The 26,957-nt window shown below is 72.0% G+C and carries 27 protein-coding genes; 23 read left to right on the top strand and 4 right to left on the bottom strand.

Annotated features, from left to right (window positions below; genetic code table 11):
- Positions 1-5: 5 nt before the first annotated feature.
- Positions 6-1,343 (bottom strand): hypothetical protein, encoded by a 1,338-nt coding sequence (locus AMY39116_RS0326945; RefSeq protein WP_235716230.1) that lies wholly within the window; start codon positions 1,341-1,343, stop codon positions 6-8.
- A gap of 68 nt (positions 1,344-1,411) precedes the next feature.
- On the opposite strand from AMY39116_RS0326945, the gene AMY39116_RS0326940 reads away from it, so the two are divergent.
- The 5 genes from AMY39116_RS0326940 (at position 1,412) to AMY39116_RS0326920 (ending at position 6,453) form a co-directional block, all read left to right on the top strand.
- Positions 1,412-2,248, top strand: coding sequence for a glycosyltransferase (locus tag AMY39116_RS0326940; RefSeq protein WP_020420725.1), 837 nt, complete (start codon positions 1,412-1,414; stop codon positions 2,246-2,248).
- A gap of 36 nt (positions 2,249-2,284) precedes the next feature.
- A complete protein-coding gene (locus AMY39116_RS0326935; RefSeq protein WP_157358699.1) occupies positions 2,285-3,091 on the top strand; it encodes a glycoside hydrolase family 16 protein in 807 nt (268 codons plus the stop codon).
- Between the two features lie 82 nt (positions 3,092-3,173).
- Positions 3,174-3,788 carry a malonic semialdehyde reductase gene (locus AMY39116_RS0326930; RefSeq protein WP_020420723.1) on the top strand — a complete coding sequence of 205 codons (615 nt, stop codon included), beginning with the start codon at positions 3,174-3,176 and terminating at the stop codon, positions 3,786-3,788.
- 74 nt (positions 3,789-3,862) lie between these two features.
- On the top strand, positions 3,863-5,890 hold the full coding sequence (thrS, locus tag AMY39116_RS0326925; protein ID WP_020420722.1) for a threonine--tRNA ligase: 2,028 nt from the start codon (positions 3,863-3,865) through the stop codon (positions 5,888-5,890).
- Positions 5,887-6,453, top strand: a complete 567-nt coding sequence (locus AMY39116_RS0326920) for an HIT domain-containing protein (RefSeq protein WP_020420721.1) — start codon at positions 5,887-5,889, stop codon at positions 6,451-6,453. Before thrS ends, AMY39116_RS0326920 begins: the two co-directional genes overlap by 4 nt.
- A 534-nt stretch (positions 6,454-6,987) precedes the next feature.
- Here AMY39116_RS0326920 and AMY39116_RS0326915 read toward each other — a convergent pair.
- Complete coding sequence (locus tag AMY39116_RS0326915; RefSeq protein ID WP_020420720.1) at positions 6,988-7,536, bottom strand: YceI family protein; 549 nt, start codon at positions 7,534-7,536, stop codon at positions 6,988-6,990.
- Positions 7,537-7,630: 94 nt separating this feature from the next.
- On the opposite strand from AMY39116_RS0326915, the gene AMY39116_RS0326910 reads away from it, so the two are divergent.
- From AMY39116_RS0326910 to AMY39116_RS0326885, 6 genes are all read left to right on the top strand, one after another.
- A complete protein-coding gene (locus AMY39116_RS0326910; RefSeq protein WP_027930482.1) occupies positions 7,631-8,137 on the top strand; it encodes a MarR family winged helix-turn-helix transcriptional regulator in 507 nt (168 codons plus the stop codon).
- A gap of 144 nt (positions 8,138-8,281) precedes the next feature.
- Positions 8,282-8,890 carry a phosphatidylinositol phosphate synthase gene (gene pgsA / locus AMY39116_RS0326905; protein ID WP_017987950.1) on the top strand — a complete coding sequence of 203 codons (609 nt, stop codon included), beginning with the start codon at positions 8,282-8,284 and terminating at the stop codon, positions 8,888-8,890.
- A complete protein-coding gene (locus AMY39116_RS0326900; RefSeq protein WP_020420718.1) occupies positions 8,890-9,804 on the top strand; it encodes a phosphatidylinositol mannoside acyltransferase in 915 nt (304 codons plus the stop codon). Before pgsA ends, AMY39116_RS0326900 begins: the two co-directional genes overlap by 1 nt.
- Entirely contained in the window at positions 9,801-10,940 is a 1,140-nt protein-coding gene (locus AMY39116_RS0326895; RefSeq protein WP_020420717.1) for a glycosyltransferase family 4 protein, read from the top strand. The genes AMY39116_RS0326900 and AMY39116_RS0326895 overlap by 4 nt, the downstream gene beginning before the upstream one ends.
- Positions 10,937-11,431, top strand: a complete 495-nt coding sequence (locus AMY39116_RS0326890; protein WP_020420716.1) for a hypothetical protein — start codon at positions 10,937-10,939, stop codon at positions 11,429-11,431. Before AMY39116_RS0326895 ends, AMY39116_RS0326890 begins: the two co-directional genes overlap by 4 nt.
- Positions 11,432-11,440: 9 nt before the next feature.
- On the top strand, positions 11,441-11,941 hold the full coding sequence (locus AMY39116_RS0326885) for an XdhC family protein (protein WP_020420715.1): 501 nt from the start codon (positions 11,441-11,443) through the stop codon (positions 11,939-11,941).
- Positions 11,942-12,490: 549 nt separating this feature from the next.
- On the opposite strand, the gene AMY39116_RS0326880 is transcribed toward AMY39116_RS0326885, so the two are convergent.
- Together AMY39116_RS0326880 and AMY39116_RS0326875 are read right to left on the bottom strand one after the other, a co-directional pair.
- A complete protein-coding gene (locus tag AMY39116_RS0326880) occupies positions 12,491-12,790 on the bottom strand; it encodes a hypothetical protein (protein ID WP_020420714.1) in 300 nt (99 codons plus the stop codon).
- Positions 12,791-12,833: 43 nt separating this feature from the next.
- Complete coding sequence (locus tag AMY39116_RS0326875) at positions 12,834-14,957, bottom strand: elongation factor G-like protein EF-G2 (RefSeq protein ID WP_020420713.1); 2,124 nt, start codon at positions 14,955-14,957, stop codon at positions 12,834-12,836.
- 209 nt (positions 14,958-15,166) lie between these two features.
- On the opposite strand from AMY39116_RS0326875, the gene pdxS reads away from it, so the two are divergent.
- From pdxS to AMY39116_RS0326815, 12 genes are all read left to right on the top strand, one after another.
- A complete protein-coding gene (gene pdxS / locus AMY39116_RS0326870) occupies positions 15,167-16,081 on the top strand; it encodes a pyridoxal 5'-phosphate synthase lyase subunit PdxS (protein WP_027936254.1) in 915 nt (304 codons plus the stop codon).
- Positions 16,082-16,166: 85 nt separating this feature from the next.
- Positions 16,167-16,802 (top strand): pyridoxal 5'-phosphate synthase glutaminase subunit PdxT, encoded by a 636-nt coding sequence (pdxT, locus tag AMY39116_RS0326865; RefSeq protein WP_020420711.1) that lies wholly within the window; start codon positions 16,167-16,169, stop codon positions 16,800-16,802.
- Positions 16,799-17,551 (top strand): YebC/PmpR family DNA-binding transcriptional regulator, encoded by a 753-nt coding sequence (locus tag AMY39116_RS0326860; protein WP_020420710.1) that lies wholly within the window; start codon positions 16,799-16,801, stop codon positions 17,549-17,551. Before pdxT ends, AMY39116_RS0326860 begins: the two co-directional genes overlap by 4 nt.
- Before the next feature lie 110 nt (positions 17,552-17,661).
- Positions 17,662-18,180 carry a DUF4262 domain-containing protein gene (locus AMY39116_RS0326855; RefSeq protein ID WP_020420709.1) on the top strand — a complete coding sequence of 173 codons (519 nt, stop codon included), beginning with the start codon at positions 17,662-17,664 and terminating at the stop codon, positions 18,178-18,180.
- Between the two features lie 97 nt (positions 18,181-18,277).
- Positions 18,278-18,907, top strand: coding sequence for a crossover junction endodeoxyribonuclease RuvC (gene ruvC, locus AMY39116_RS0326850; protein ID WP_193354394.1), 630 nt, complete (start codon positions 18,278-18,280; stop codon positions 18,905-18,907).
- Positions 18,904-19,497: a Holliday junction branch migration protein RuvA gene (gene ruvA / locus AMY39116_RS0326845; protein ID WP_020420707.1), complete on the top strand. Its 594-nt coding sequence runs from the start codon at positions 18,904-18,906 to the stop codon at positions 19,495-19,497. Before ruvC ends, ruvA begins: the two co-directional genes overlap by 4 nt.
- Positions 19,498-19,509: 12 nt before the next feature.
- Positions 19,510-20,568: a Holliday junction branch migration DNA helicase RuvB gene (ruvB, locus tag AMY39116_RS0326840; RefSeq protein ID WP_369794346.1), complete on the top strand. Its 1,059-nt coding sequence runs from the start codon at positions 19,510-19,512 to the stop codon at positions 20,566-20,568.
- A 97-nt stretch (positions 20,569-20,665) separates the two neighbouring features.
- On the top strand, positions 20,666-21,049 hold the full coding sequence (yajC, locus tag AMY39116_RS0326835; protein WP_020420705.1) for a preprotein translocase subunit YajC: 384 nt from the start codon (positions 20,666-20,668) through the stop codon (positions 21,047-21,049).
- A gap of 140 nt (positions 21,050-21,189) precedes the next feature.
- A complete protein-coding gene (gene secD / locus AMY39116_RS0326830; protein ID WP_020420704.1) occupies positions 21,190-22,764 on the top strand; it encodes a protein translocase subunit SecD in 1,575 nt (524 codons plus the stop codon).
- A 1-nt stretch (position 22,765) separates the two neighbouring features.
- The gene (gene secF / locus AMY39116_RS0326825) at positions 22,766-23,995 is read left to right on the top strand and encodes a protein translocase subunit SecF (protein ID WP_020420703.1); all 1,230 of its coding nucleotides are present in this window, start codon (positions 22,766-22,768) and stop codon (positions 23,993-23,995) included.
- Position 23,996: 1 nt separating this feature from the next.
- Entirely contained in the window at positions 23,997-24,515 is a 519-nt protein-coding gene (locus AMY39116_RS0326820; protein WP_020420702.1) for an adenine phosphoribosyltransferase, read from the top strand.
- A gap of 106 nt (positions 24,516-24,621) precedes the next feature.
- Positions 24,622-26,952 carry a bifunctional (p)ppGpp synthetase/guanosine-3',5'-bis(diphosphate) 3'-pyrophosphohydrolase gene (locus tag AMY39116_RS0326815; RefSeq protein ID WP_020420701.1) on the top strand — a complete coding sequence of 777 codons (2,331 nt, stop codon included), beginning with the start codon at positions 24,622-24,624 and terminating at the stop codon, positions 26,950-26,952.
- Positions 26,953-26,957 lie beyond the last annotated feature (5 nt).

The following is a 26,957-nucleotide window of genomic DNA, read 5'->3' as shown; positions in this document are numbered from 1 at the left end:
CCGGCTCAGCCCGGCAACCGGATCGTCAGCGGGGGCACCCGCACGCTCAGACCATCCGACCGGACGAGCCCGCTCTCGGCCCGCGGGTTGACCACGACCTCGCCGCCGGGCGCGCTGAACTGGACCAGGTTCGCGGGGCGCTGCACGTCGACCAGCCCCTCGCGCAACCGCGGCGCCAGCCACGTCCACGCGGCGGTCAGGCTCGTCGGCCGCAGCACGTTCGTGCCGGGCCGCGCCGCGGACCACAACGCGGCGTAGGGCAGGTCGTCGCTGGCCTCCGGTTGCCACAGCAGCATCGCGGCCGCGCCGGCCTCGGCGGCCCGGGCCACCGCGTCCAGCGTGGCCACCGCCCGCGCCTGGTCCACCGGCACCGTGTCCTCGGCGCTCTCGGCGGTGGACCAGGTCCTGGCGGGCGGGGGAGCGGTCTCCGGGTAGAACTCCGACCACCACACCGGCAGCCCGGTGAGGCTGCGTGCCCAGCGGGTCGCGTCGGCGTAGAGCTGGCTCGCCTTGTCCGGCGTGGTGATCAGGCCCTTGTCCCGGGTGCCGGTGGAGGCGTCCAGCGCGACGAAGTCGGCGCCGTGCTTGTGCTGGTTCCAGTACTCCACGACGTCCAGCGACCGCTGGTCCACCACGCCGTACGGGCCGCGCATCTCCGACGGGTGATCCGTGGCCGCGGCCGAGGACCAGGTGTTCAGCACGACGTACGGGCCGCCGATCAGCGCGTCCGGCCGCACCGCCTTCACCGCGTCGTAGACCTGGTTGTACAGGTCGGTGTAGCCCTTCACGTCCCAGGCGCCCGCCTCGGCGTCCCAGAACCCCTTGAGCTCGTTCCACACCTGGAAGTACCTGACCTGCGGGTAGCGCTTCGCGACCGTCGCGGACAGGCGCGCGAAGTCGTCGAAGTGCGCGGGCAGCGGGGCGGCGGCCAGGTCGTCCCAGTCGGTCGTGCCGGGCGCGCCGCCCTTCATCCAGTCGGGCGCGCAGCACAGGGTGATCACCGGGGTGCCGCCGGTGCGCTCGATCAGGTCCATCCGCTCGTCCAGGCGGGACCAGTCGAAGCTGCCGGGCGCCGGCTCGGGATTGCCCACGCCGAAGCCCATGATGTGCTGGTTCTGCAGCATCGGGGTGGCGCCGAGGATCTGTTCCCCACTCGTGCGCTGCCCGGGTGTGAGCCACGAGTCGAGGCTGTACTGTGCGTGCGTCACGCCGAGTACGAGCCCATCCCCGGCGCCGGGCAGCAGCGTCACGGCCGGTGGCACCGGGGGGGCGTCCCGATCAGCCGGAGGCCAGCCGCCGAACAGCCCCACCACGAGCAGGGCAACCATCGCCAAGATCCCCACGCGTGCCAGCATGCGTGACCCATCACCGTTTTGCCTGTTCAGAGCTACACCCGGAAGGGGGAAAAGCAGTGAGCGCGGCCGCGGTCTCCGTGTGCGTCCCCGCCTACCAGTCCGGCCGGTACATCGCCGACACCGTCTCCAGCGTCCTTTCCCAGACCTTCGACGACTTCGAGCTCGTCGTACTGGACAACGCCTCGACCGACGAGACCCCGGACGTCCTGCGGGGCTTCGCCGATCCGCGGCTCAAGGTGCTCCGCAACGACCGCGTCCTGCCGCTGGCGGAGAACTGGAACCGCGTGGTGGCCGAATCTAGCGGCCGCTTCGTGAAGCTGGTGTGCGCTGACGACCTGCTGCACCCCGACTGCCTGCGCCGCCAGTACGAGGTGCTGGCGACCGACCCGGCCATCGCGCTGGTGTGCTCGCGCCGCGACATGATCAACGAGACCGGCGAGGTGCTCGCCGCGAACCGGGGGCTGCGCGGGCTGATCGGCCGCCACGAGGCGAGCACGGTGATCCGCAAGGTCGTCCGGCACGGCGGCAACCCGCTCGGCGAGCCCGGCGGCGCGCTGTTCCGCCGCGCGCAGTTCGACGCGGTCGGCGGGTGGGACGCGCGCTGGAAGTTCCCGATGGACCTGGCGCTGTGGATCGGGCTGCTGGGCCACGGCGACTTCTTCGGCCAGCGCGAGTCGCTGGCGGCGTTCCGGATCGGGCGGGACTCCCTGTCGGCGCGGGCCCAGCGCGCGGAGTACGCCGAGCAGCGCGCGTTGTCCGAGGGGCTGGCCAGCGATCCGGTGTGGGGCGTGCGGCCGGTCGACCGGCTCGTCGGCGCGGCGATGGCGCCGGGCGCGCGGCTGCGGCGGCAGGCGCTGTTCCTGGTCGCGAAGCGGCAGGGCGAGCGGGGCTAGATCAACCACCCGTACGGGGGACGATAAGTTGTCGCCGTGGTGCGTCGCGTAGTCATCCTGGTCGCCTGCGTAGTACTCGTGGGTGTCGCGATCCTCGCCGTCCGGGTGACCTCCGAGCGCTTCGACGACTCGGGCGAGGAGGCCTCGCCGACCGTGATCACCGAGGCGCCGAGCACCGCCGTGATCACCCCGGAGCGCTCCGACGAGGCCGCGGCCAACTACGGCTGGCGGCTGACCGCGCAGGACGACTTCGACGGCCGCCGGGTGAACACCGCGAACTGGGAGATCTACCACGGCCACAACCCGGTCTCGGGTGAGAACCTGAGCGCGGACCAGTGCGTGGTCCGCGGCGGCACGCTCACGCTCGTCGGCGACGGTGACGACACCGCGGCCACCTGCGGCATCGCCTGGCACGACGACCAGACCTACGGCCGGTGGGAGGTCCGCGCGCGCTTCCCGGCGCCCGCCGACCCCGACTTCAACCCGGTGCTGCTGCTGTGGCCGGAGAGCGACACCAACACCGACGGCGAGATCGACTTCGCCGAGATCTACGACCCCGCCCGCCAGTACGTGGAGAGCTGGCTGCACGGCCCGGGCAACATCGACGCCGGCCACACGCGCAAGGACCTCGACATCACCCAGTGGCACAACTACGCCGTGGAGTGGCAGCCCGACCACGTCACCTGCTACATCGACGGCCTCGCGTGGGCGACCTACGGCACGCCCGGCACCATCCCGAGCGAGCCGATGCACCTGGTCATCCAGCAGAACCACAACCGGCACAAGCCGACGGCGCCGATCCGCAGCACGGCCGAGGTCGACTGGGTGCGCGTCTACGAGTGACCATCCGCACACGGGAAATAGTCAAGCGCTCAACTAGGTTGTGAGGGAGCGAAGGCACAAGATCCGTCCCCTGGGAGTACCCATGACTTCGACCGCCAGTCTCGCCGACGCCCTCCACGTGCCGCAGGACGTGCAGGACCTGCTGTTCCGCCAGGCGCGCACCGCGAACTCGTTCTCCGACGAGCCGGTCAGCGAGGAGCAGATCCAGGCGATCTACGACCTGGTGAAGTGGGCGCCGACGTCGATGAACACCCAGCCGCTGCGCGCGCTGGTGATCCGCACCGAGGAGGGCAAGCAGCGGCTGCTGCCGCACATGTCCGAAGGCAACCGCGCCAAGACCGCGAGCGCCCCGGTGACCGTCGTGCTGGCCGCCGACACCGACTTCCACGAGAACCTGCCCAAGACCTTCCCGCACAAGCCGGACGCGAAGGACCTCTTCGCCGACGAGACCGGCCGCGAGGGCTTCGCCCGCCTGAACTCCCTGCTGCAGGTCGGCTACTTCATCATCGGCGTGCGCGCCGCCGGGCTGGCCGCCGGCCCGATGACCGGCTTCGACGCCGCCGGGGTGGACAAGGAGTTCTTCGCCGACCGCAACTGGAAGTCCCTGGTCGTGGTGAACGTCGGCAAGCCGGGTGAGAACCCGTGGTTCGACCGGCTGCCCCGCCTGGACTACGACGAGGTCGTCGAGACCGTCTGAAGTCCCTCGCGGAAGGCCGCGCGCGGGCGGCGGATAGCATCGGTGGGACATCACTTCGTTCGAAGGAGCCCATCGTGAACCAGCCGTCGTCCGCCGCAGCCGCACCCGCCGCCAGCGTGGTGGTGCCGGCCGGGACCACGGCCGGAGCCGCGATCCGCGAGGCGGGCCTGCCGACCAAGGGGCCGGACGCGATCGTCGTCGTCCGCGACGCCGACGGGCGCCTGCGCGACCTGGCGTGGGCGCCTGACGCGGACGCCTCCGTGGAGCCCGTCGCGGCGAACACCGAGGACGGCCGCAGCGTCATCCGCCACTCCGCGGCGCACGTGCTCGCCCAGGCGGTGCAGCAGCAGTTCCCGGAGGCCAAGCTCGGCATCGGCCCGCCCGTGAAGGACGGCTTCTACTACGACTTCCTCGTCGACAAGCCGTTCACCCCGGAAGACCTGCAGGCGCTGGAGAAGCGCATGAAGCAGATCATCAAGGGGGCGCAGCAGTTCTCCCGCCGTCGCTTCGACTCGGTCGACCAGGCGCGCGAGGAGCTCGCCGGCGAGCCGTTCAAGCTCGAGCTCATCGACCTCAAGTCTGATGTGGACACCTCCGAGGTGATGGAGGTCGGCGGCGGCGAGCTGACGATCTACGACAACCTCGACCCGCGCACCAAGGAGCGCGTGTGGAGCGACCTGTGCCGCGGCCCGCACGTGCCCACCACGAAGTTCATCCCGGCGTTCAAGCTGACCCGCGTGGCCGCCGCGTACTGGCGCGGCAGTGAGAAGAACCCGCAGCTGCAGCGCATCTACGGCACCGCGTGGGAGTCGGCCGAGGCGCAGGACGCCTACCTGGAGCGGCTGGCCGAGGCGGAGCGCCGCGACCACCGCCGCCTCGGCGCGGAGCTGGACCTGTTCTCCTTCCCGGAGGAGATCGGCTCCGGCCTGCCGGTGTTCCACCCCAAGGGCGGCATCATCCGCCGCGAGCTGGAGAACTACTCGCGCCGCCGTCACGAGGAGTCCGGCTACGAGTTCGTCAACACCCCGCACATCACCAAGAGCGGGCTGTTCTACACCTCGGGCCACCTGCCCTACTACGCCGACACGATGTTCCCGCCGCTGCCCCTGGAGGGCGAGGAGTACTACCTCAAGGCGATGAACTGCCCGATGCACCACCTGATCTTCAAGTCGCGCGGGCGGTCCTACCGGGAGCTGCCGCTGCGGCTGTTCGAGTTCGGCACGGTGTACCGGTACGAGAAGTCCGGTGTGGTGCACGGCCTGACCCGCGTGCGCGGGCTGACCATGGACGACTCGCACATCTACTGCACGCAGGAGCAGATGCCGGGCGAGCTGCGGTCGCTGCTGCGGTTCGTGCTCGACCTGCTGGCCGACTACGGCCTGTCCGACTTCTACCTGGAGCTGTCCACCCGCGGTGACTCGGACAAGTTCATCGGCTCCGACGAGGAGTGGGAGGAGGCCACCGAGACGCTGCGGCAGGCCGCCGTCGACTCCGGACTGGAACTGGTGCCGGACCCGGGCGGCGCGGCCTACTACGGCCCGAAGATCTCGGTGCAGGCCAAGGACGCCATCGGCCGGTCCTGGCAGATGTCGACCATCCAGCTGGACTTCAACCACCCCAAGCGGTTCGAGCTGACCTACACCGCCGCCGACGGCAGCCGCAAGCAGCCGGTGGTCATCCACCGCGCGTTGTTCGGCTCGATCGAGCGGTTCTTCGGCGTGCTCACCGAGCACTACGCCGGCGCGTTCCCGGCGTGGCTGGCGCCGGTGCAGGTGGTCGGCATCCCGATCGCCGACGAGCACGCCGAGCACCTGCGCGGCGTGGAGAAGGCGTTGCGCGCCAAGGGGATCCGCGTCGAGGTGGACACCAGCGACGACCGGATGCAGAAGAAGATCCGCACCCACACCACGCAGAAGGTGCCGTTCATGGTGCTGGCCGGCGCCAAGGACGTGGAGGCGGGCGCGGTGTCGTTCCGGTTCCGGGACGGCAGCCAGATCAACGGGGTGCCGGTGGCCGACGCGGTGGAGGCCATCACGAGCTGGGTCGAGCGGAGGGAGAACAGCTCGCCGACGGCCGAGGCGCTGAAGGCGGTCCTGCCTTGACCGAGCCGGAGCTGGTGGGCCAGGACGGCGTCGGGGTGCCGGACGCGTTGCAGCGCCTGTGGACCCCGCACCGGCTCGCCTACGTGCAGGGGCAGGACAAGCCGGAGGGCGACGAGCCCGAGGGGTGCCCGTTCTGCCGCCTGCTCGGCATGGACGACGCCGACGCGCTGATCCTGGCCCGCGGTGAGCACGTGTGGGCGGTGCTGAACCTGTACCCGTACAACCCGGGGCACCTGATGGTGCTGCCGTACCGGCACGTGGCGGACTACCCGGACCTGACGCCGGAGGAGACGCGGGAGCTGGCGGAGTTCACCCAGCACGCGATGAAGGTGGTGCGGTCGGTGTCCGGGGCGCACGGGTTCAACATCGGGATGAACCAGGGCGTGATCGCGGGCGCCGGCATCGCGGCGCACCTGCACCAGCACCTGGTGCCGCGCTGGGGCGGCGACGCGAACTTCATGCCGGTGATCGGCCAGACGAAGGTGCTGCCCCAGCTGCTCGGCGAAACGCGCGAGCTGCTCTCGGACGCCTGGAAGCGGGTCCAGGGAGTGTCCGGTAACTGATCTACCTGCTGGCCTGGTTTGATCTTGGGTGGCGGGTCACTGTGGCGCGAGCACATCAGCACGCTGCTGGGGCTCGGAAGAAAAGGGGCTGCACGCCCGCCGTCGAGGCGCTCGCGGTCGACGGGGAAGGACTGGGCCGGTCCTGGGGCGGGCTGATACCGATGCGGGTGCTGCTCACCGGCGGCCAGGCCGGCGACAACCCCCAACTGGAGCCGCTGCTGGATGGCATCCAGGTGGATCGGGCCGGGCCGTCCGCGGTGTCGGCCCGAGATGGTCATCGCGGACAAGGCCTGGTCGCATCCCTCGACCCGGCAGGCGATGCGGGACCGGCGAGTCCGATTCACCAGCCCGGAACGGGAGGACCAGATCGCTCGTCACGCGGCGAAAGGTTCCCGCGGCGGGTGTCTTCCCGCTTTCGATGCCGCCTACCAGCAGCGAAACGTCGTCTGGCTCAGATGACTTACTGGACACTCCCCAGTAGCGCGAAAGGGTCCGGACGGAGTGCCCGTCCGGACCCTTTTCCCGGCGAAGTTCTCAGGCCTGCAGGCCGGCCTCGATGTTCAGCTCGATCTTCACCTTGTCGCTCACCACGGCGGCCGGGATGCTGGCGCCGACGCCGAAGTCGCTGCGCTTGATCTCGGTGGTGGCGGAGATGCCGAACACCTTGGTGCCCTCGGCCATGCCGTCGGCGAAGCCGCCGACCTCGGCGGTCAGGGTGACCGGCTTGGTGACGCCGTGCAGGGTCAGCTCGCCGTCGATGAAGTACTCGCCGTCCTCGGCGCGCACGCCCGTCGACACGAAGGTCAGCGTCGGGAACTGCTCGACGTCCAGGAAGTCGGCGCCCTTCACGTGCGCGTCGCGGTCGGCGTTCTTCGTGTCGATGCTGCCCGCCTTGATGGTCGCGGTCACCTTCGAGTCCGCGAGGTCGGCGCCGGTCACGATCTCGCCCTCGACCTCGGCGAAGCGGCCGCGGACCTTGGACACGCCCAGGTGGCGGACGACGAAGTCGACGTCGGAGTGCACCGAGTCGATGGTCCAGGTGCCCGCGATGTAGCCGGGGATCTCGGTCGTCGAAGCGGTCATGTGCTTGTCTCCTCACAACGAAGCTTGGTTGAGCCCTCAACCACACCTTAGCGAAGAGATGGTTGAGGGCTCAACTAGGGCTACTATGTGAGACATGTCCGAACCGCGATGGCTCAGCGAAGACGAACAGCGTGTGTGGCGCTCGTTCTCGGTCGCCGTCACCATGCTGCGCGGCCACGTGGATTCCCAGCTCCAGCGCGACGCCCGCATGCCGCACACCTACTACGAGGTCCTCGTCGTGCTGTCCGAGGCGCCCGGCCGCACGCTGCGGATGAGCGAACTGGCCGAGAAGTGCCATTCGTCACGCAGCCGGCTCTCCCACGCGGTCGCCCGCCTGGAGGCCAACGGCTGGGTGCGCCGCGACAGCTGCGGCACCGACAAGCGCGGCTCGTTCGCGAAGCTGACCGACCGGGGCTTCGCCGCGCTCGAAGCCGCAGCTCCCGGGCACGTCGAGGCCGTACGCGAGGCCCTGTTCGACGCGCTCACCCCGGACCAGGTGCGCGCGCTGGGGGAGATCTCCGACGCGATCCGCGACAAGCTCACGCCCCGCTGCGCGGAAGCCGTCGCGGCCGAGGAAGCCCGGCTGGACCGCCTCGCCTGAGGGCGCGCGGCGCCTTGGGCGCGCCGCGTCACCGGAGCGTCGTAGCGGGTGGATAGGCTGCGGTCAGCAAACCGACCCCGCAGCCCCAGGTGGAACGCCGAGAGCGATGGACATGCCCGCCGATACCGCCACCCCGACGATCTGATGCTGAACATCTTCGCGCGAGCGTCCGTCTCGCGAGCCCTGGACCCGCTCGGTCACGCGCTGGTGCGGGCCGGGCTGACCCCGAACGCGATGACCATGATCGGCACGGCCGGCGCGATCGCCTGTGCCCTGGTGTTCTTCCCGAACGGGATGCTGCTCGCCGGCACGTTCACCGTGTGGGGCTTCGCGATGCTCGACCTGCTCGACGGCGCGATGGCCCGCGCCCGCGGCTACGGCACCCCGTTCGGCGCGACGCTGGACGCGACCTGCGACCGGCTCGCCGACGGCGCCCTGTTCGCCGGCATCGCGTGGTGGTGCTTCGCGGTCGAGCACAACCTGCGCGCCGCGGCGGCCTGCCTGATCTGCCTCGTGCTGGCGCAGGTGATCTCCTACATCAAGGCCCGCGCCGAGGCGGAGGGTCTCAAGGCCGACGGCGGGCTGGTCGAGCGCGCCGAGCGGCTGATCATCGCGCTCGTCGGCACCGGGCTGGAGGGCCTCGGCGTGCCGTTCGCCGTCGAGGGCACGCTGTGGCTGCTCGCCGCAGGCTCGATCGTCACCACGGTCCAGCGGATGCTGGCCGTCGCCGCCTCCGCCAGGGAGGCGGGCTGATGGGCCGGTTCGGCGAGCGGATGGCCGACCTCGGCTACGCGGCCGGCTGGAACGTGGTGCGCCGCCTGCCGGTGCCGCTGGCGAAGGCCGGTTTCGGGCTGGCCGCGGACTTCGCGGCGTGGCGCAAGGGCCCCGGCGTGCGGCAGTTGCGCCGCAACCTGGTCCGCGTCGTGCCGCAGGCGGACGAGACCGAACTCGACGAGCTGACCCGGCAGGCCGTGCGGTCCTACGCGCGCTACTGGCACGAGGCGTTCCGGCTGCCGACGATGGACGCGGAGGGCATCCGGGCCCGGGTGAACGCGACGATCAGCGGCGTGGAGAACCTCGACGCCGCGCTCGCCGAGGGCAACGGCGCCGTGGTCGCGTTGCCGCACAGCGGGAACTGGGACGTGCCGGGCATCTGGGCCGTCGGCCGGTACGGCCCGTTCACCACGGTCGTCGAACGGCTCAAGCCGGAGTCGCTGTTCCAGCGGTTCGTCGCCTACCGCGAGTCGCTGGGGTTCGAGATCCTGTCCGCGGACGGCGGCACCGGCTCGTTCCGGTTGCTGCTGCAGCGGTTGCGGGAGAACCGGGTGGTGTGCCTGATCGCCGACCGCGACCTGTCCGGCAGCGGGGTGCCGGTGTCGTTCTTCGGGGAGAAGACGAGCATGCCGGCCGGCCCGGCCCGGCTGGCCGCCAGCACCGGCGCCGCGCTGCTGCCGGTGGGCAGCTGGTTCACCGAGGACGGCTGGGGCATCCGGATCCACCCGCGCATCCGCGTCGCGCACCGCACCGAGGTGCCCGCGGCCACCCAGGCACTGGCCGACGTCTTCGCAGGCGACATCGCCGCGCACCCGGCGGACTGGCACATGATGCAGAAGCTGTGGGCCGCCGATTTCGAGGAGGCGACCTTTTCGGCGGAGGAAGCGGCGTGAAGGTCGGGATCGTCTGCCCGTACTCCTTCGACGTGCCCGGCGGTGTCCAGGGGCACGTCACGGACCTGGCGCGCGCGCTGCGCGACCGCGGGCACGAGGTGTCGGTGCTGGCGCCCGCGGACGACGACGCGGACCTGCCCGACTTCGTGCACCCCGCGGGCAAGGCGCTCGGCATCCCATACAACGGCTCGGTGGCGCGGCTGCAGTTCGGCCCGGTGTCCTACGCGCGGGTGCGGCGGTGGCTGCGCGAGGGCGGGTTCGACGTGCTGCACCTGCACGAGCCTGCCGCGCCGAGCCTGTCGCTGCTGGCGCTGAAGGTCGCCGACGGGCCGATCGTCGCGACGTTCCACACCTCCACGCCGCGGTCCCGGACGCTGTCGGCGTTCCAGCCGGTGCTGCGGCCCCTGCTGGAGAAGATCACCGCGCGCATCGCCGTGTCCGCGCTGGCGCGGCGGGTGCAGGTCGAGCACGCCGGTGGTGACGCGGTGGAGATCCCGAACGGCGTCGACGTCGAGTTCTTCTCCCGGGCCGAGCCGCTGGAGGGTTATCCGCGGGCGGGCGGCACGATCGGGTTCGTCGGCCGGTTCACCGAGCCGCGCAAGGGCATGGACGTCCTGCTGGAGGCCGCCCGACGCCTGCTGCCGGAGTTCCCGGAGCTGCGGCTGCTCGTGGTCGGGCGCGGCGAGGCCGACGCGCTGCGCCGGATGGCGGGCCCGGAGCTGGCGCCGCACCTGGAGCTGCTCGGGCAGGTCGACGACGCCACCAAGGCGCGGGCGCTGCGCAGCGTGGACGTGTACTGCGCGCCCAACACCGGCGGCGAGAGCTTCGGGATGATCCTCACCGAGGCGATGGCGGCCGGGACGGCGGTGGCGGCGAGCAACCTCGACTCGTTCCGCCGCGTGCTCGACGACGGCCGCGCCGGGGCGCTGTTCACCACCGGCGACAGCGCCGCGCTGGCCGATTGCCTGCGTGAGCTGCTCGGCGACCCGGCGCGGCGGACGTCGCTGGCCGCGGCGGCGGGGGAGCGGGTCGCGATCTACGACTGGCCGGTCGTGGTGACGCAGGTGCTGCGGGTCTACGAAACGGCGATCGCCGCCGACCCGCGGCGGGTCAGTGCGGAGGACGCGCCGCTGTGAACTGGTTCGTGCTGGTCGTCTCGATCGTCGCGGCGATCGTCGTGCTCGGCGGGTTGTTCCTGGTCGCGACCGCCAACCGGCTGGACCGGCTGCACGTCCGGCTGGACGCCGGGTGGGCGGCGCTGGACGCGGCGCTGGCGCGGCGGGCGGTGGTCGCGCGGGCCGTGGCGGCCGTCGACGGCGCGGCGCCGGGCCTGCGCGAGGCGGCGGACATCGCGGAGAAGGCCCCGCGCGCCGAGCGCGAGGTCGCGGAGAACGAGCTGACGCGGCTGCTGGAGACGGTCGACCGGGCCCGGCTGCCCGCGTCGCTGGCCGAGGAGCTGGCCGACGCCGAGCACCGGGTGGTGATCGCGCGGCGCGTGCACAACGACGCGGTGCGCGACACGCTGGCGCTGCGACGGCGGCGGAAGGTGCGGTACTTCAAGCTGGCGGGCACCGCCCGGCAGCCGGAGTACTTCGAGATCGCGGAACCGCCGGTGCCGGGCGCTTAGGATCCGCGTATGGCTACGGAAGACTCGGCGTGCGCGGTGGCGCACGGCGCGGACGATTCAGCGGTGGACACGCGGACGCTGGTCGCGGTGTTCGCCTCACCGGTCGCGGAGTTCCTGCTGCGCTACGGCGAGGACCTGGGCTACCGGACGCTGCTGTTCGAACCGGACCCCGCGCGAGCGGTCCCGGGCGCGACGGCCGAGTTGCCGGACCTCGATGGCGACACGGATGTCGTGGTGACCGACCACCACCGGCCCGAGCTGGGCACCGCGCTGCGGGACGTGCTGGCGCGGCCGGTGCGCTGGGCCGGGGTGATGGGCAACCCGCGACACGAGGGCCCGCACGTGGCGGCGCTGCGGTCGCTGGGCGTGGCGGAGGCCGACATCGCCCGGGTGCACCGCCCGATCGGCCTGGACATCGGCTCGCGCCGCCCGGCGGAAATCGCGATCGCGACCTTGGCTGGGCTGATCGCGGACCGCAACGGCCGGCCGGGTGGCTTCTTCGGCCGCTGAGCCGCGGGCGCCTGACCGCCGCGCTGAGCGGCCCCGCGCGAGTCGCAACGGCCGGTCCGGCGGTTCTTCACCCGCTGATCGCGCCCGGCGAGGTGGACCTCGGCCGCGGCCGCGTTGCGTGCCGACCCACGAACGGGTTGTGGCGCGCGTTGTGCGCGAACCCCGTTCACGGACGCGAGTTCCGCGGCCGGTGCCGCCCGCACGGCGCCGAGCGGCCCTGCGCAGGTCGCAACGGCCGGTCCGGCGGTGATTCGCCCGTTGAGCGCGCCCCGGCGGGGCGGACCTCGCCCACCGCGGGATTGATGCCTGCCCACGAACGCGCCCGTCGAGCGGGTCGTGCGGGAATCCTGTTCACGGGCGCGAGTTCCGCGTCCGGGAGCGGCCGAGTGCCGCCCCCGCCGCGGCTTCGCCGCGCGAGTTCCTCATGTGCGGGCGCGAGTTCCGCTCCGCCATGCACGCCGCCCTGCGCGAGTTCCGCTCTGCCGCGCGCCGCGCCGCCCTGCGCCAGTTCCGCGCCGCGCCGGCCGCTGCGCGAGTGCCGCCTCCGGCTCACTCCCGGGCGGCTCGCACCGCGGCGCCCGCCGCGGCCACATCCAGGTCCACCACCACGAAGTCCCCCTCGGCCCGGCCCCGCTCGGACACCGCGAGCCCGATCAGCGCCAGTTCGGCCGCCCGGTCCCGCAGCACCCACTGCTCCGGGCTCTCCGGCTCCACCGGCCCGGTCTCGTCGCGCTGCCAGGCGGCCACGGCGGCCTCGGCGAGCGCACGCGGCAGCCGGACGGTGATCCGGTGCTCCCCGATCGCCGTCCCGATCGCCGCCAGCAGCTCGGCGTCCTCGTGGTAGCGCATGCGGCGAGAATAGGCACCCCACCGCGGCCCGCGCCCGTGAATTTCAGGCGTGCGCCGCCACCAGGTTCTCCGGCATCGGGTCGTAGCGCGTGTGCCTGCGGGTGAACGTCGCCGTCCCGGAGCTCAGCGACCGCAGCTCCGTGGTGTACCGCAGCAGCTCGGTCGCGGGCACCTCTGCGCGCACGATGCTCCGCCCGCCGCTCACCGACTCCGTCCCCAGCACCCGGCCGCGCCGCGCGGACAGGTCGCCGAGCACCGCGCCCAGGTACTCGTCCGGCACCCGGACGTCGACCTCGTCCAGCGGTTCGAGCAGCACCACCCGCCCGTTCGCGGCGGCCTCCTTCAGCGCCAGCGCGCCCGCGGTCTGGAACGCCGCGTCCGAGGAGTCCACGCTGTGCGCCTTGCCGTCGACGAGCGTCACCCGCACGTCGACCACCGGGTAGCCGGCCACCAGCCCGCGCTGCAGCTGCGCCCGCACCCCCTTCTCCACGCTCGGGATGAACTGGTGCGGTACGGCCCCGCCGACGATCCGGTCCACGAACTCGAACCCGGCGCCCCGCGGCAGCGGTTCGACCTCGATGTCGCACACCGCGTACTGGCCGTGCCCGCCGGACTGCTTCACGTGCCGCCCGTGCCCCTTCGCCGGCCCGGCGAACGTCTCGCGCAGGCTCGTCTTCACCGGCTCGGTGTCCACTTCGGCCCCGCCGGCCCGCAGCCGGGACAGCACGACGTCCGCGTGCGCCTCGCCCATGCACCACAGGACCAGTTGCGCCGTCTCGGCGTTGCGCTCCAGCCGCAGCGTCGGGTCGCCGGCCACCAGGCGGGACAGGTTGCGCGCCAAGGCGTCCTCGTCGCTGCGGTTGCGCGCCACGACGGCCACCGGCAGCAGCGGCTCGGGCATCGGCCACGGGCGCATCAGCAGCGGGTGGTCGGGGGAGGAGACGGTGTCGCCGGTCTCGGCCGACCCGACCTTCGTCAGCGCGCACAGGTCCCCGGCGACGCAGTAGGGCACCTCGCGCAGGTTCGCGCCCAGCGGCGAGTACAGGTGCGCCACCCGCTCGTCGGTGTCGTGGTCCTCGTGACCGCGTTCGGCCATGCCGTGCCCGGACACGTGCACCGGCCGCTCCGGCCGCAGCGTCCCGGAGAACACCCGGACGAGCGACACCCGCCCGACGTAGGAGTCGACGGCGGTGCGCACCACCTCGGCGGCCAGCGGCCCGTCCGGGTCGGTGCTCAGCTCGGGGTGCGGGGCGCCCTCGGGCGTGGTGACCGGCGGCAGCTTGTGCTCCAGCGGCGACGGGAACGCGCGGACGATGCCATCGAGCACCTCGGCCAGCCCCACGCCGGTGGCCGCGCACACCGGGATCACCGGGTGGAAGGACCCGCGCGCCACCGCCGTCTCCAGGTCCGCGATCAGCGTGTCCTCGCTGATCTCCTCGCCCGCGAGGTAGCGGTCCATCAGGGTCTCGTCCTCGCTCTCGGCGATGATGCCCTCGATGAGCTCGTTGCGCGCCTCGGTCAGCCGCTCGAGGTCCGCCGGCGACGGTTCGCCCAGGCGCGGCGGGAAGCCGTCCGAGTAGTCGTACAGCCGCCGTGTGATCAGCCCGACCAGGCCCGGCTCCGGGCCGCTCGCCGGCAAGTACAGCGGCAGCACGCCGGCGCCGAAGGCGTCCTGGCACGCGGCGATCTCGCCCTCGGGGTCGGCGCGGTGGTGGTCCAGCCGGGAGACGATCACGGCGCGCGGCATGCCCACCGCGGCGCACTCCTCCCAGATGGCCACCGTCGCCGGGTCGACGCCCTCGGCCGAGCACACCACGAACAACGCGGCGTCGGCGGCGCGCAGCCCGGCCCGCAGCTCGCCCACGAAGTCGGCGTAACCGGGGGTGTCGATCAGGTTGATCTTGTGCCCGTCGTGCATCACCGGCGCGACGGAGAGCCCGACCGAGCGCTGCTGGCGCACGGCCGCCGGGTCGTGGTCGCAGACCGTGGTGCCCTCCACAACGGAACCGGCCCTGGTCACGGTGCCGGACACCGCGAGCAGGGCCTCGGTGAGGGTGGTCTTGCCGGAGCCGGACGGCCCGACCAGGACCACGTTGCGGACCTTGACCGGGTCGTCCACAGCGACCGCGGCTCCGGCATCGACGGTGCGGGCTTGTTTGTCGGCCATGACGGGCTCCCCGGGGGACGACGCTGTCGAAAGGTGTGTCCTCGATCACACACCCGGCGAGCATGGTCCGGCAACCCCGCGCGGGCAGGTTGCGCCTGCGGAGCGAAAGTGGACTGCTGAGATCGCGGCGAACTGGCCTGGGGGAGCGGTCCACCGAAACCTAGACTGGACCCCGAACCCCCTCTGTGTTTCGTGAAAGGCGTTCTGTCGTGTCCGAAGTTCAGTCCAGCAGTTCCGCCACGCCCGAACGGGGCACCGCCCGCGTCAAGCGGGGCATGGCCGAGATGCTCAAGGGCGGCGTGATCATGGACGTCGTCACCCCCGAGCAGGCCAAGATCGCCGAGGACGCCGGCGCGGTGGCCGTCATGGCGCTCGAGCGCGTGCCCGCCGACATCCGCGCGCAGGGCGGGGTGGCGCGGATGAGCGACCCGGACCTCATCGAGGGCATCATCGACACCGTCTCCATCCCGGTCATGGCCAAGGCGCGGATCGGCCACTTCGTCGAGGCGCAGGTGCTGCAGTCGCTCGGTGTCGACTACATCGACGAGTCCGAGGTGCTCACCCCCGCCGATTACGCCAACCACATCGACAAGTGGGCCTTCACCGTGCCGTTCGTGTGCGGGGCGACGAACCTGGGCGAGGCGCTGCGCCGCATCAACGAGGGCGCGGCGATGATCCGCTCCAAGGGCGAGGCGGGCACCGGCGACGTGTCCAACGCGACCACCCACATGCGCAAGATCCGCGCCGAGATCCGGCGGCTCACGTCGCTGCCGGAGGACGAGCTGTACGTCGCCGCCAAGGAGCTGCAGGCGCCCTACGAGCTGGTGCGCGAGGTGGCGGAGAAGGGCAAGCTGCCGGTCGTGCTGTTCACCGCGGGCGGCATCGCGACCCCGGCCGACGCGGCGATGATGATGCAGCTCGGCGCCGAGGGCGTGTTCGTCGGCTCCGGCATCTTCAAGTCCGGCGACCCCGCGAAGCGCGCCGAGGCGATCGTCAAGGCCACCACGTTCCACGACGACCCGGACGTGATCGCGAAGGTGTCCCGCGGCCTCGGCGAGGCGATGGTCGGCATCAACGTGGACGACGTGCCGGAGCCGCACCGGCTCGCCGAGCGCGGCTGGTAGTCCTCCGCCCGGGGGCCGGTCGCGGGCGCGGCCGGCCCCCGCCGCGTGGTCCCGCAGTGGTTTTCGACGTGTTCCAGGAGGTCAGGTGTCCGCGGTACCGGTGATCGGCGTTCTCGCGCTGCAGGGGGACGTGCGGGAGCACGCCGCCATGGTCGAGAGCGCGGGCGGGCGCGCCGTCGCCGTGCGGCGCGAGTCCGAGCTGGCCGCCGTCGACGGGCTCGTCCTGCCCGGCGGCGAGTCCACCACCATGTCGCGCCTGCTCGAAACCTTCGAGCTGCTCGGCCCGCTCCGCGAGCGGCTCGCGGCGGGGCTGCCCGCCTTCGGCTCGTGCGCGGGCATGATCCTGCTCGCGAAGCAGGCCCTGGACGGCCGCCCCGACCAGCACCAGCTCGGCGCGCTGGACGTGATCGTCCGGCGCAACGCCTTCGGCCGCCAGGTGGACTCCTTCGAGGAGGACCTGGCCTTCGCGGCGCTGCCCGGCGGTCCCCTGCACGCGGTCTTCATCCGCGCCCCGTGGGTGGAAAAAGCAGGCGACGGGGTCGAGGTGCTGGCCACGGTGCCCGGCGCCGAGGGCAGCGGCGCTAGGATCGTCGCGGTCCGGCAGGGGCCGGTGCTCGCCACGGCCTTCCACCCGGAGCTGACCGGTGACGATCGGGTCCATCGCCTGTTCGTGGAGATGGTGCGGGACGCGGCGACGACGAGCGAGACGGAGGAGAGATGAGCGGCCACTCCAAGTGGGCCACCACGAAGCACAAGAAGGCCGCCCTCGACGCCAAGCGTGGCAAGCTGTTCGCGAGACTCATCAAGAACATCGAGGTCGCCGCGCGGACCGGCGGGGGCGATCCCGAGGGCAACCCGACCCTCTACGACGCCATCCAGAAGGCGAAGAAGAACTCGGTCCCGCAGGACAACATCGAGCGCGCGCGCAAGCGCGGCGCCGGTGAGGAAGCGGGCGGCGCGGACTGGCAGACGATCAACTACGAGGGCTACGGCCCCAACGGCGTCGCCGTGCTGATCGAGTGCCTGACCGACAACCGCAACCGCGCGGCGGGCGAGGTGCGCACCGCGCTGACCCGCAACGGCGGTTCGCTCGCCGACCCGGGCTCGGTGTCGTACCTGTTCAACCGCAAGGGCGTGGTGATCATGCCCAAGAACGACCTGTCCGAGGACGACGTCCTGATGGCCGTCCTCGACGCGGGCGCGGAGGAGGTCAACGACCTCGGCGACAACTTCGAGATCGTCTCCGAGGCCACCGACCTGATCAACGTCCGCAAGGCGCTGCAGGACGCCGGTTACGACTACGAGTCGGCCGACCCGACGTTCCTGCCGTCGGTCAGCGTCCCGCTGGACGCCGAGGGCGCCAAGAAGGTCTTCCGGCTGATCGACGCGCTGGAGGACTGCGACGACGTCCAGAACGTGTACGCCAACTTCGATGTGAGCGACGAGGTGCTCGAAGAGGTCGGCGCGTAACGACCCGCGTTCTCCCAAGGGTCCTCCGGCGCGCAGCCGGAGGGCCCTTGGTGTGCAACGGGAATTTTCCACCACCGGGGGCTGTGCCGCCGCCACCCGCGTACGGCAGAATGCCGCCCGTGACCGAGACCCTCGCGCCCGAAGAATCCGACCTCCTCGAGTGGATCGTCAACCAGGCCGAGACCCGCGGCAACGCGGTGATCTCCGTGGCGGCCGACGATTCCGGCGCGGGGTACGCGTTCACGGCGTGCGTGTGGGCGCTGCACGAGGTCCCCGAGGCCGTCGTCGTCGGGCTGCCCGAGCAGATGGCGCCGGTCCTGCTCGACGCCTACGTGGACCGCGCCGCCAACGGCGAGGAGTTCGTGCCGGGCAAGGTCTACGAGGACTTCTTCGAGGGCGTGCCGGTCACCTTCGAGCGCGTCGCCAAGGGGCACTACCTCGAGTACCTCGGCAGCGCGTTCCTCGTCTACCCGGACGGCGACTTCCCCGCGCTGCAGATCATCGTCGCCACGCCGGACGGGCACTGGCCGTGGAGCGCGGACGCGCCGGAGGGGTTCGCCGACTGGCAGCCGGTGCTGACCGAGAGCGGCGCGCCGGAGAGCTGGACCCCGGGCGTCGACGGTCCATAAAGGACGATCATCGGCCCCCGGCGCGTCCTGCCGGGCCGGGGTGGCCGGGCGCGGTAGCCTCACCTCGAACGCGTGTTCGGCGGCAGGAGGGTGATCGGTGCGAGTGCTCGGCGTGGACCCCGGGCTGACCCGGTGCGGGCTCGGCGTGGTGGACGGGGGGACCGGCCGCACCGTCAGCTGCGTCGCGGTGGACGTCGTCCGCACCCCGGTCGACGACACGCTGGAACGCCGCCTGCTCGCGGTCTCCGACGCCGTCGAGCACTGGCTGGACACCTACCGCCCGGAGGCGGTCGCCGTGGAGCGCGTCTTCAGCCAGCACAACGTGCGCACCGCGATGGGCACCGCGCAGGCCGGGGGAGTGGTGGCGCTGGCCGCCGCCCGCCGCGGGCTGCCGGTCGTGTTCCACACGCCGAGCGAGGTCAAGGCCGCCGTCACCGGCAGCGGCCGCGCGGACAAGGCGCAGGTCACCGGCATGGTCACCCGGCTGCTCGGGCTCGCGCAGGCGCCGCGCCCCGCCGACGCGGCCGACGCGCTCGCGCTGGCCATCTGCCACCTGTGGCGCCAGCCGATGCGCGACCGGCTCGCCGAAGCCGAGGCGCGCGCGGCCGAACTCGCCCGCGCGCACAAGGCCCGGCTCGCCGCGGCGGCGAAGTCGGCGGGCGCCGTGCCGGCGGTGGTTCCCCGCCGGGCGAACACGCGGACACCAGGGAAGGGAGTGCGGGGATGATCTCCTCGGTCCGGGGCGAGGTGCTCTCGGTCGGGCTCGACCACGTCGTGGTGGAGGTCGGCGGGGTCGGCCTCGCGGTGCAGGCCACGCCGTCGACGCTGGCCACGCTGCGGCGCGGCGAAGAGGTCCGCCTCTACACGTCGCTCGTCGTGCGCGAGGACTCGCTGACGCTGTTCGGCTTCGCCGACGCCGAGGCCCGCGAGCTGTTCGGGCTGCTGCAGACCGTGTCCGGCATCGGGCCGCGCCTGGCGCTGGCCGCGCTGGCCGTGCTCGACCCGGACAAGCTGCGGACCGCGCTCGCCGAAGGCAACATCACGGTGCTCACCCAGGTGCCGGGCATCGGCCGCAAGGGCGCCGAGCGGCTCACCCTGGAACTGCGGGACAAGGTCACCGCGGCAGGCGGGACCGCGGAGACCACCGCTGCCCCGGCGGCGGGCGCGGTGCGCGCCGAGGTCGTCGAGGCGCTCACCGGCCTCGGCTTCCCCGCCAAGCAGGCCGAGCAGGCCGTGGAGAAGGTGCTGGCCGCGGGCGAGGCCGACACCACCCCGGCCGTGCTGCGCGCCGCGCTGAGCACCCTCGGGCGCAAGTGAGGCTGCTGACGCGTGCACGATGAAGAGGTGACCGAGCACCCGGCGGACGAGACCCTCTCCGCGCTGCCCCAGCTGGGCGAGCGCGAGATGGAGACGACGCTGCGCCCGAGCAGGCTGAGCGAGTTCATCGGCCAGCCCCGCGTGCGCGAGCAGCTGGAACTGGTGCTGGAGAGCGCCCGGCGGCGCGGCGTGCCGCCGGACCACGTCCTGCTGTCCGGCCCGCCCGGCCTCGGCAAGACGAGCCTGGCGATGATCGTCGCGGCCGAGCTGGACGCCTCGATCCGCATCACCTCCGGCCCGGCGCTGGAACGCGCCGGCGACCTCGCCGCGATGCTGTCCAACCTCGCCGAGGGCGACGTGCTGTTCATCGACGAGATCCACCGGATCGCCCGCCCCGCCGAGGAGATGCTCTACCTGGCGATGGAGGACTTCCGCGTCGACGTGGTCGTCGGCAAGGGGCCGGGCGCCACCAGCATCCCGCTGGAGATCGCGCCGTTCACCCTGGTCGGCGCCACCACCCGCTCCGGCGCGCTGACCGGCCCGCTGCGCGACCGGTTCGGCTTCACCGGCCAGATGGAGTTCTACGCCGACCACGAGCTCGACCAGGTGGTCCGCCGCTCGGCGAAGATCCTGGACATCGAGATCGACGCCGAGGGCAGCGCGGAGATCGCCCGCCGCTCGCGCGGCACGCCCCGGATCGCCAACCGGCTGCTGCGCCGCGTCCGCGACTACGCCGAGGTCCGCGAGGACGGCAAGGTCACCCTCGCCGTCGCGCGCGCCGCGCTGGCGGTCTACGACGTCGACGAGCTCGGCCTGGACCGGCTGGACCGCGCCGTGCTGTCGGCGCTGGTGCACTCCTTCGGCGGCGGCCCGGTCGGGGTGTCCACGCTCGCCGTGGCGGTGGGCGAGGAACCGACGACGGTCGAGGAAGTCTGCGAGCCCTACCTGGTGCGCGCGGGTATGCTCGCGCGCACCCCGCGTGGCCGGGTGGCGACGGCGAGTGCCTGGGAGCACCTGGGTTTGCGCCCGCCGCCCCGTCCGGACCAGGCAGGGCCTACCCTGTTCGACTAACCGGGTGCTGGCCTGGTCAGTGGTGCCTGGCACACTCGAAAGAGCACATCCGGACAAATTGGTGAGCGGCCGGGCGCCGCGCACCGAATGGAGAATCATGGAACAGCTTTTCCTGCCGTTGCTGCTCATGCTCGTCGTGGCGATCCCGCTGGTGATGGGCACCCGGAAGCAGAAGCGTGCCGTGCAGGAGCAGCAGAAGCTGCAGAGCAGCCTGTCCGAGGGCGACCGGGTGATGACCACCTCCGGCCTGTACGGCACGGTGGCGGACACCAGCAGCGACACCACGATCGACATCGAGATCGCGCCCGGCGTCGTGACGACGTGGCTGCGCCAGGCGGTGCGCGAGAAGGTCGCGCCCGAGGTGGCCGACGAGGTCGAGACCGACGACGACGAAGCCGTGGTCGAGACGGTGGAGACCGCCGAGGCGCCCAAGGCCGACGAGAAGGCCGCTGCTCCCTCGCTGGAGAGCGAGAAGAAGTAGCCCGACGAAGGGCCCAACCCCGGCGTCCGGTGGTGACGCCGGGGTCAACGCCGCGTTCACAACGCGGCGAGTAGTGTCTGCGTACCGCCGCGTAGGCGGCACGAACCCCGTGTAGCTGACCGTCGAGGAGAACGACCACCGTGGCACCACCGGCCGGGCGGATCCGCCCGGGACGCTATCTCGGCTTCTTCGTCCTGATCGTGGTCGTGCTCTACGCCCTGGTGTTCTTCACCGGCGGCGGGAAGCCCACGCCGAAGCTGGGCATCGACCTGCAGGGCGGCACCCGGGTGACGCTGAGCGCGCGCACCCCGGACGGCTCCGCGCCCTCGCGCGAGTCGCTCAACCAGGCGCGCCAGATCATCGAGACCCGCGTGAACGGCATCGGGGTCAGCGGCACCGAGGTGGTCCTCGACGGTGACAACATCGTGATCACCGTCCCCGGTGAGCAGGGCGACCAGGCCAAGAAGCTCGGCCAGACCGCCCAGCTCGGCTTCCGCAAGGTGATCGACGCGCAGACCGTGACCACCCCGCCGGTCGCGCCGCCGCCGGGGCAGGGCGACGACCCGGCCGCGATCCAGCAGGCCAAGGCCACCCGCCAGGCCGCCGATCTGGTCACCGGCACCGGCGACTCGCTCGCCGCCGGGCCGAACGCGTCCGCCGCGCTGACCGCGTTCACCTGCTCCACGCAGGACCCGCTGCGCGGCAACGACGACCCGAACCTGCCGCTGCTCACCTGCGACCAGACCGGCACCGAGAAGTACCTGCTCGGCCCGGTGTTCCTGAAGGGCACCGAGATCGACAACGCGGTGTCCTCGTCGCCGGCGCAGAACAAGCCGCAGTGGACCGTGGACCTCACCTTCAAGTCCGAGGGCCGCCAGGTCTGGGCCGACTTCACCACGGCCAACATCGGCCAGCGCGCCGCGTTCGTGCTCGACACGCAGGTCGTGTCCGCGCCGACCATCCAGAGCGCGATCCTCGACGGCAACACCCAGATCAGCGGCAACTTCACGCAGGCGCAGACCAAGGACCTCGCCGACGTCCTGAAGTACGGCTCGCTGCCGCTGTCGTTCACCTCGTCCGACGCCACCACCGTGTCGGCCACGCTCGGCCTGGCCTCGCTCAAGGCGGGCCTGATCGCCGGCGGCATCGGCCTGGCGCTGGTGTTCGTCTACTGCCTGGTCTACTACCGCCTGCTCGGGGTGCTCACGGTCGTCTCGCTGGCGCTGTCCGGCCTGATCGTCTACGCGGTGCTGGTCCTGCTCGGGCGGTGGATCAACTTCACGCTCGACCTGGCGGGCGTCGCCGGGTTCATCATCGCCATCGGTGTCACCGCGGACTCGTTCGTGGTGTTCTTCGAACGGCTCAAGGACGAGATCCGCGAGGGCGGGCGCAGCTTCCGCTCGGCGGTGCCGCGCGGCTGGGTGCGCGCCCGCCGCACGATCCTCGCCTCGGACGCGGTCATGTTCCTGGCCTCCGCGGTGCTCTACGCCATCGCGGTCGGCGACGTGCAGGGCTTCGCGTTCACCCTCGGCATGTCGACCGTGCTCGACCTGATCGTGGTGTTCCTCGTGACGCACCCGCTGGTCGCGCTGGCGTCGAAGTCGAAGTTCCTGTCCCAGCCGAAGCTCACCGGCCTCGGCGGCGTGCAGACGCTGGCCGCGGAGCGCCGGTCCGCGCGCAAGGTGCCCGCCGGCGCGGGCGCGAAGGAGTCCTGACGTGGCAGACGAGCTGAACACCGAGAGCACGCACGCCGCGCCGGCCACGAAGAAGGCCGGGCGGGAGAGCGTCTTCCACCGCCTCTACGTCGGCACCGGCGCCTTCGACATCGTCGGCAAGCGCAAGCGCTGGTACATCTTCTTCGCGGTCCTGGTGCTGGTGTGCATCGCCTCGATCGGCATCAAGGGCTTCAACCTCGGCATCGAGTTCGAGGGCGGCACCCAGATCCAGATGCCCGCGCGCGGCGCGAACGGCCCGATCACCGCCGACGCGGCCAAGCAGGCGTTCGCCGACGCGCTCGGCGAGCAGGCCGACTCGGCGCAGACGGTCGGTGTTGGCGACGCGGCCACCGTCGAGCTGCGATCGGACACCCTCGACGCCGACCAGGTCGCCAAGGTCAAGCAGACCCTGTTCGACCAGCTCAAGCCGATCGGCGGCAACGGCCAGCCGAGCGTGCAGGCCATCAGCGACAGCGCGGTCAGCGCGTCCTGGGGCCAGGAGATCTCCCAGCAGGCGCTGATCGCGCTCGCCGTGTTCATGGTCCTGGTGACCGTGTTCCTCGCGGTCTACTTCGAACGCTGGATGGCGGTCACCGCGCTCATCGCGCTGGTGCACGACATCCTGGTCACCGCGGGCGTCTACTCGCTCGTCGGGTTCGAGGTCACGCCGGCGACGGTGATCGGCCTGCTGACCATCCTCGGGTTCTCCCTCTACGACACGGTGGTGGTGTTCGACAAGGTCAAGGAGAACACCCGCGGCATCCTCGGCCTGACCCGCCGCACCTACGCCGAGACCGCGAACCTGGCGCTGAACCAGACGCTGATGCGCTCGATCAACACCTCGGTCATCGCGCTGCTGCCGGTGCTGGGCCTGCTGGTCGTCGGCTACATCCTGCTCGGGTCCGGCACGCTGCAGGACCTCGCGCTGGTGCAGCTGAGCGGCATGCTCGCCGGCGTGCTGTCGTCGCTGTTCCTGGCGACCCCGCTGCTGGTGGACTTCAAGATGCGCGACCCGAAGTACAAGCAGCAGGCCGAGCGGGTCCGCGCGCGCCGCGCCAACCAGGCCCGCAAGGCCGCCGAGCGCGAGGCCGACTTCGACGCGAGCGACGACGAGGCGCTGGACGCCGAGCTGCGCAAGGAGAAGGCGTACGCGGCGGCCGCGAGCGTCCCGGCCCGCACGCCGAAGTCGCAGCCGCGGCGCGGGCGGCCGTCGGGCAAGCGGAAGCGCTGACGTGGACCTGGAGCGTGCGCTCGGCCTGATCGCCGAGGTGCCGGACTTCCCGGAGCCCGGTGTGCTGTTCCGGGACCTGTCGCCGCTGTTCGCCGACGCGGACGGGTTCGCGGCGGTGATCGACGCGCTGGCGGCGACGGTCGATCCGGGCACCGATGTGCTGGCCGCGGTCGAGGCGCGCGGGTTCCTGCTCGCCGCGGCCGTCGGCTACGCCCGCGGCATGGGTGTGGTCCTGGTGCGCAAGCCCGGCAAGCTGCCCAGCGTGGCCGGCCGGGTGGACTACGCCCTGGAGTACGGCTCGGCGACCCTGGAACTGCCGTCCGGGGTGGTGCGGCCCGGGCAGCGGGCCGTGGTGGTCGACGACGTGCTCGCCACCGGCGGCACCGTCGCCGCGGCCTGTGAGCTGCTGGAGAAGGCGGGCGCGACGGTCACCGGCGTGTCCGTGGTGATGGAGCTGGCCGCCCTCGACGGGCGGTCGGCGCTGAGCGGCCGGAAGGTCAGCTCGCTCCTGGTCACCTGACCGTTCGGCGCGTCAGCGGGGCGGTCGGCGCGGCTGGGAACAACGAGGTGGCCCGCCGGGGTTACGCTTGGTGCTCTGAAGGCCGCGCGATCAGCAGGAGGTGGGCTTGAGCCAGGAGCTCGAAAGCCCGGCGCCCGCCCGGGAGACCGCCGACAACCGCGGCACGCAGCCGCAGGGCGTCACCAGGGCACCGTCCGCCACGCGGCGCGTCCGCGCCCGGCTCGCGCGGCGGATCACCGCCCAGCGCGCCGCGCCGGTCAAGCAGGTGCTGGAGCCGCTCGCCGCGATCCACCGCGACCTGCACCCGAACGCCGACCTGAGCCTCCTGCAGCGCGCCTACGACGTCGCCGAGGAACTGCACCGCCACCAGCGGCGCAAGTCCGGCGACCCGTACATCACGCACCCGCTCGCGGTGGCGACCATTCTCGCCGAGCTGGGCATGGACACCACCACGCTGGTCGCCGCCCTGCTGCACGACACGGTCGAGGACACCGGCTACTCGGTGGAGCAGCTGACCGCCGACTTCGGCGACAAGGTCGCCCAGCTCGTCGACGGCGTCACCAAGCTGGACAAGGTGAAGCTCGGCACGGCGGCCGAGGCCGAGACCATCCGCAAGATGGTCATCGCGATGGCCCGCGACCCGCGCGTGCTGGTGATCAAGCTCGCCGACCGGCTGCACAACATGCGCACCATGCGGTTCCTGCCGCCGGAGAAGCAGGTGCGCAAGGCCAAGGAGACCCTGGAGGTGCTGGCCCCGCTGGCGCACCGGCTGGGCATGGCCACGGTCAAGTGGGAGCTGGAGGACCTCGCGTTCGCGATCCTGCAGCCCAAGAAGTACGACGAGATCGTCCGCTTGGTCGCCGACCGGGCCCCGTCGCGGGACATCTACCTGCGCAAGGTGATCGACGAGCTGACCGGCGCGCTCGGCGGCTCCCGCATCACCGCGAAGGTCGAGGGGCGGCCCAAGCACTACTACTCGATCCACCAGAAGATGATCGTCCGCGGCCGGGACCTCGACGACATCCACGACCTGGTGGGCGTGCGCATCCTGGTCGAGGACGTGCGCGACTGCTACGCGGCCATGGGTGTAGTGCACGCGCTGTGGCAGCCGATGCCGGGCCGGTTCAAGGACTACATCGCCCAGCCTCGGTTCGGCGTGTACCAGTCGCTGCACACCACGGTGATCGGCCCCGACGGCAAGCCGCTCGAGGTGCAGATCCGCACCTACGAGATGCACCACACGGCCGAGTACGGCATCGCGGCGCACTGGCGGTACAAGGAAACCAAGGGCACCCACCACGGCACCGCCGTCGACATCGACGAGATGGCGTGGATGCGGCAGCTGCTCGACTGGCAGCGGGAGGCCGCGGACCCGGGCGAGTTCCTCGACTCGCTGCGCTACGAGCTCGCTGCCCGCGAGATCTTCGTGTTCACGCCCAAGGGCGACGTGGTGACGCTGCCCGTCGGCGGCACGCCGGTCGACTTCGCCTACGCGGTGCACACCGAGGTCGGGCACCGGTGCATCGGCGCGCGCGTCAACGGGCGTCTGGTGGCGCTGGAACGCAAGCTGGAGAACGGCGACGTCGTCGAGATCTTCACCTCGAAGGCGGAGAACTCCGGGCCGAGCCGCGACTGGCTGACGTTCGCCAAGTCGCCCAAGGCGCGCGCCAAGATCCGCCAGTGGTTCGCCAAGGAACGCCGCGACGAGGCGATCGACGCCGGTAAGGACGCGATCACCAAGGAGGTCCGCAAGGTCGGCCTCCCGTTGCAGCGCCTGGTGTCCGCGGAGGCGATGGGCGCGCTGGCCGCGGAGCTGCACCACCCGGACATCAGCTCGCTGTACGCGGCGGTCGGCGAGGGCCACGTCAGCGCGAAGCACGTCGTGCAGCGGCTGGTGGCGCTGATCGGTGGCGTCGAGGAGGCCGAGGACGAGCTCGCGGCCCGGTCGACGCCGTCCACGGTCACGCGGCGCCGCGCGGCCAACGACGTGGGTGTCGTGGTCAAGGACGCCACCGACGTGTGGACCAAGCTGGCGCGCTGCTGCACCCCGGTGCCCGGCGACGAGATCCTGGGTTTCGTCACCCGCGGTGGTGGCGTCAGCGTGCACCGCACGGACTGCACGAACGCCGAGGACCTGCGCGCCCAGCCCGAGCGGCTGGTCGAGGTGGAGTGGGCGCCGTCCGCGAACTCGGTCTTCCTGGTGTCCATCCAGGTCGAGGCGCTGGACCGGCACCGGCTGCTGTCCGACGTGACGAAGGTGCTGGCCGACGAGAAGGTGAACATCCTGTCCGCGTCGGTGCAGACGTCGCGCGACCGGGTGGCCGTCAGCCGGTTCACGTTCGAGATGGGCGACCCCAAGCACCTCGGGCACGTGCTCAAGGTGGTGCGCGGAGTGGAAGGCGTCTACGACGTGTACCGCGTGACGTCGGCGTCCTAGCCGGC

Origin of the sequence: Amycolatopsis sp. ATCC 39116, assembly GCF_000231075.2 — a bacterium.
In the GTDB taxonomy this organism is placed as follows: Bacteria; Actinomycetota; Actinomycetes; order Mycobacteriales; family Pseudonocardiaceae; genus Amycolatopsis_E; species Amycolatopsis_E tucumanensis.
The sequence above is the reverse complement of the archived record's forward strand: the minus strand, read 5'-3'. Positions and strand labels throughout refer to the sequence as shown.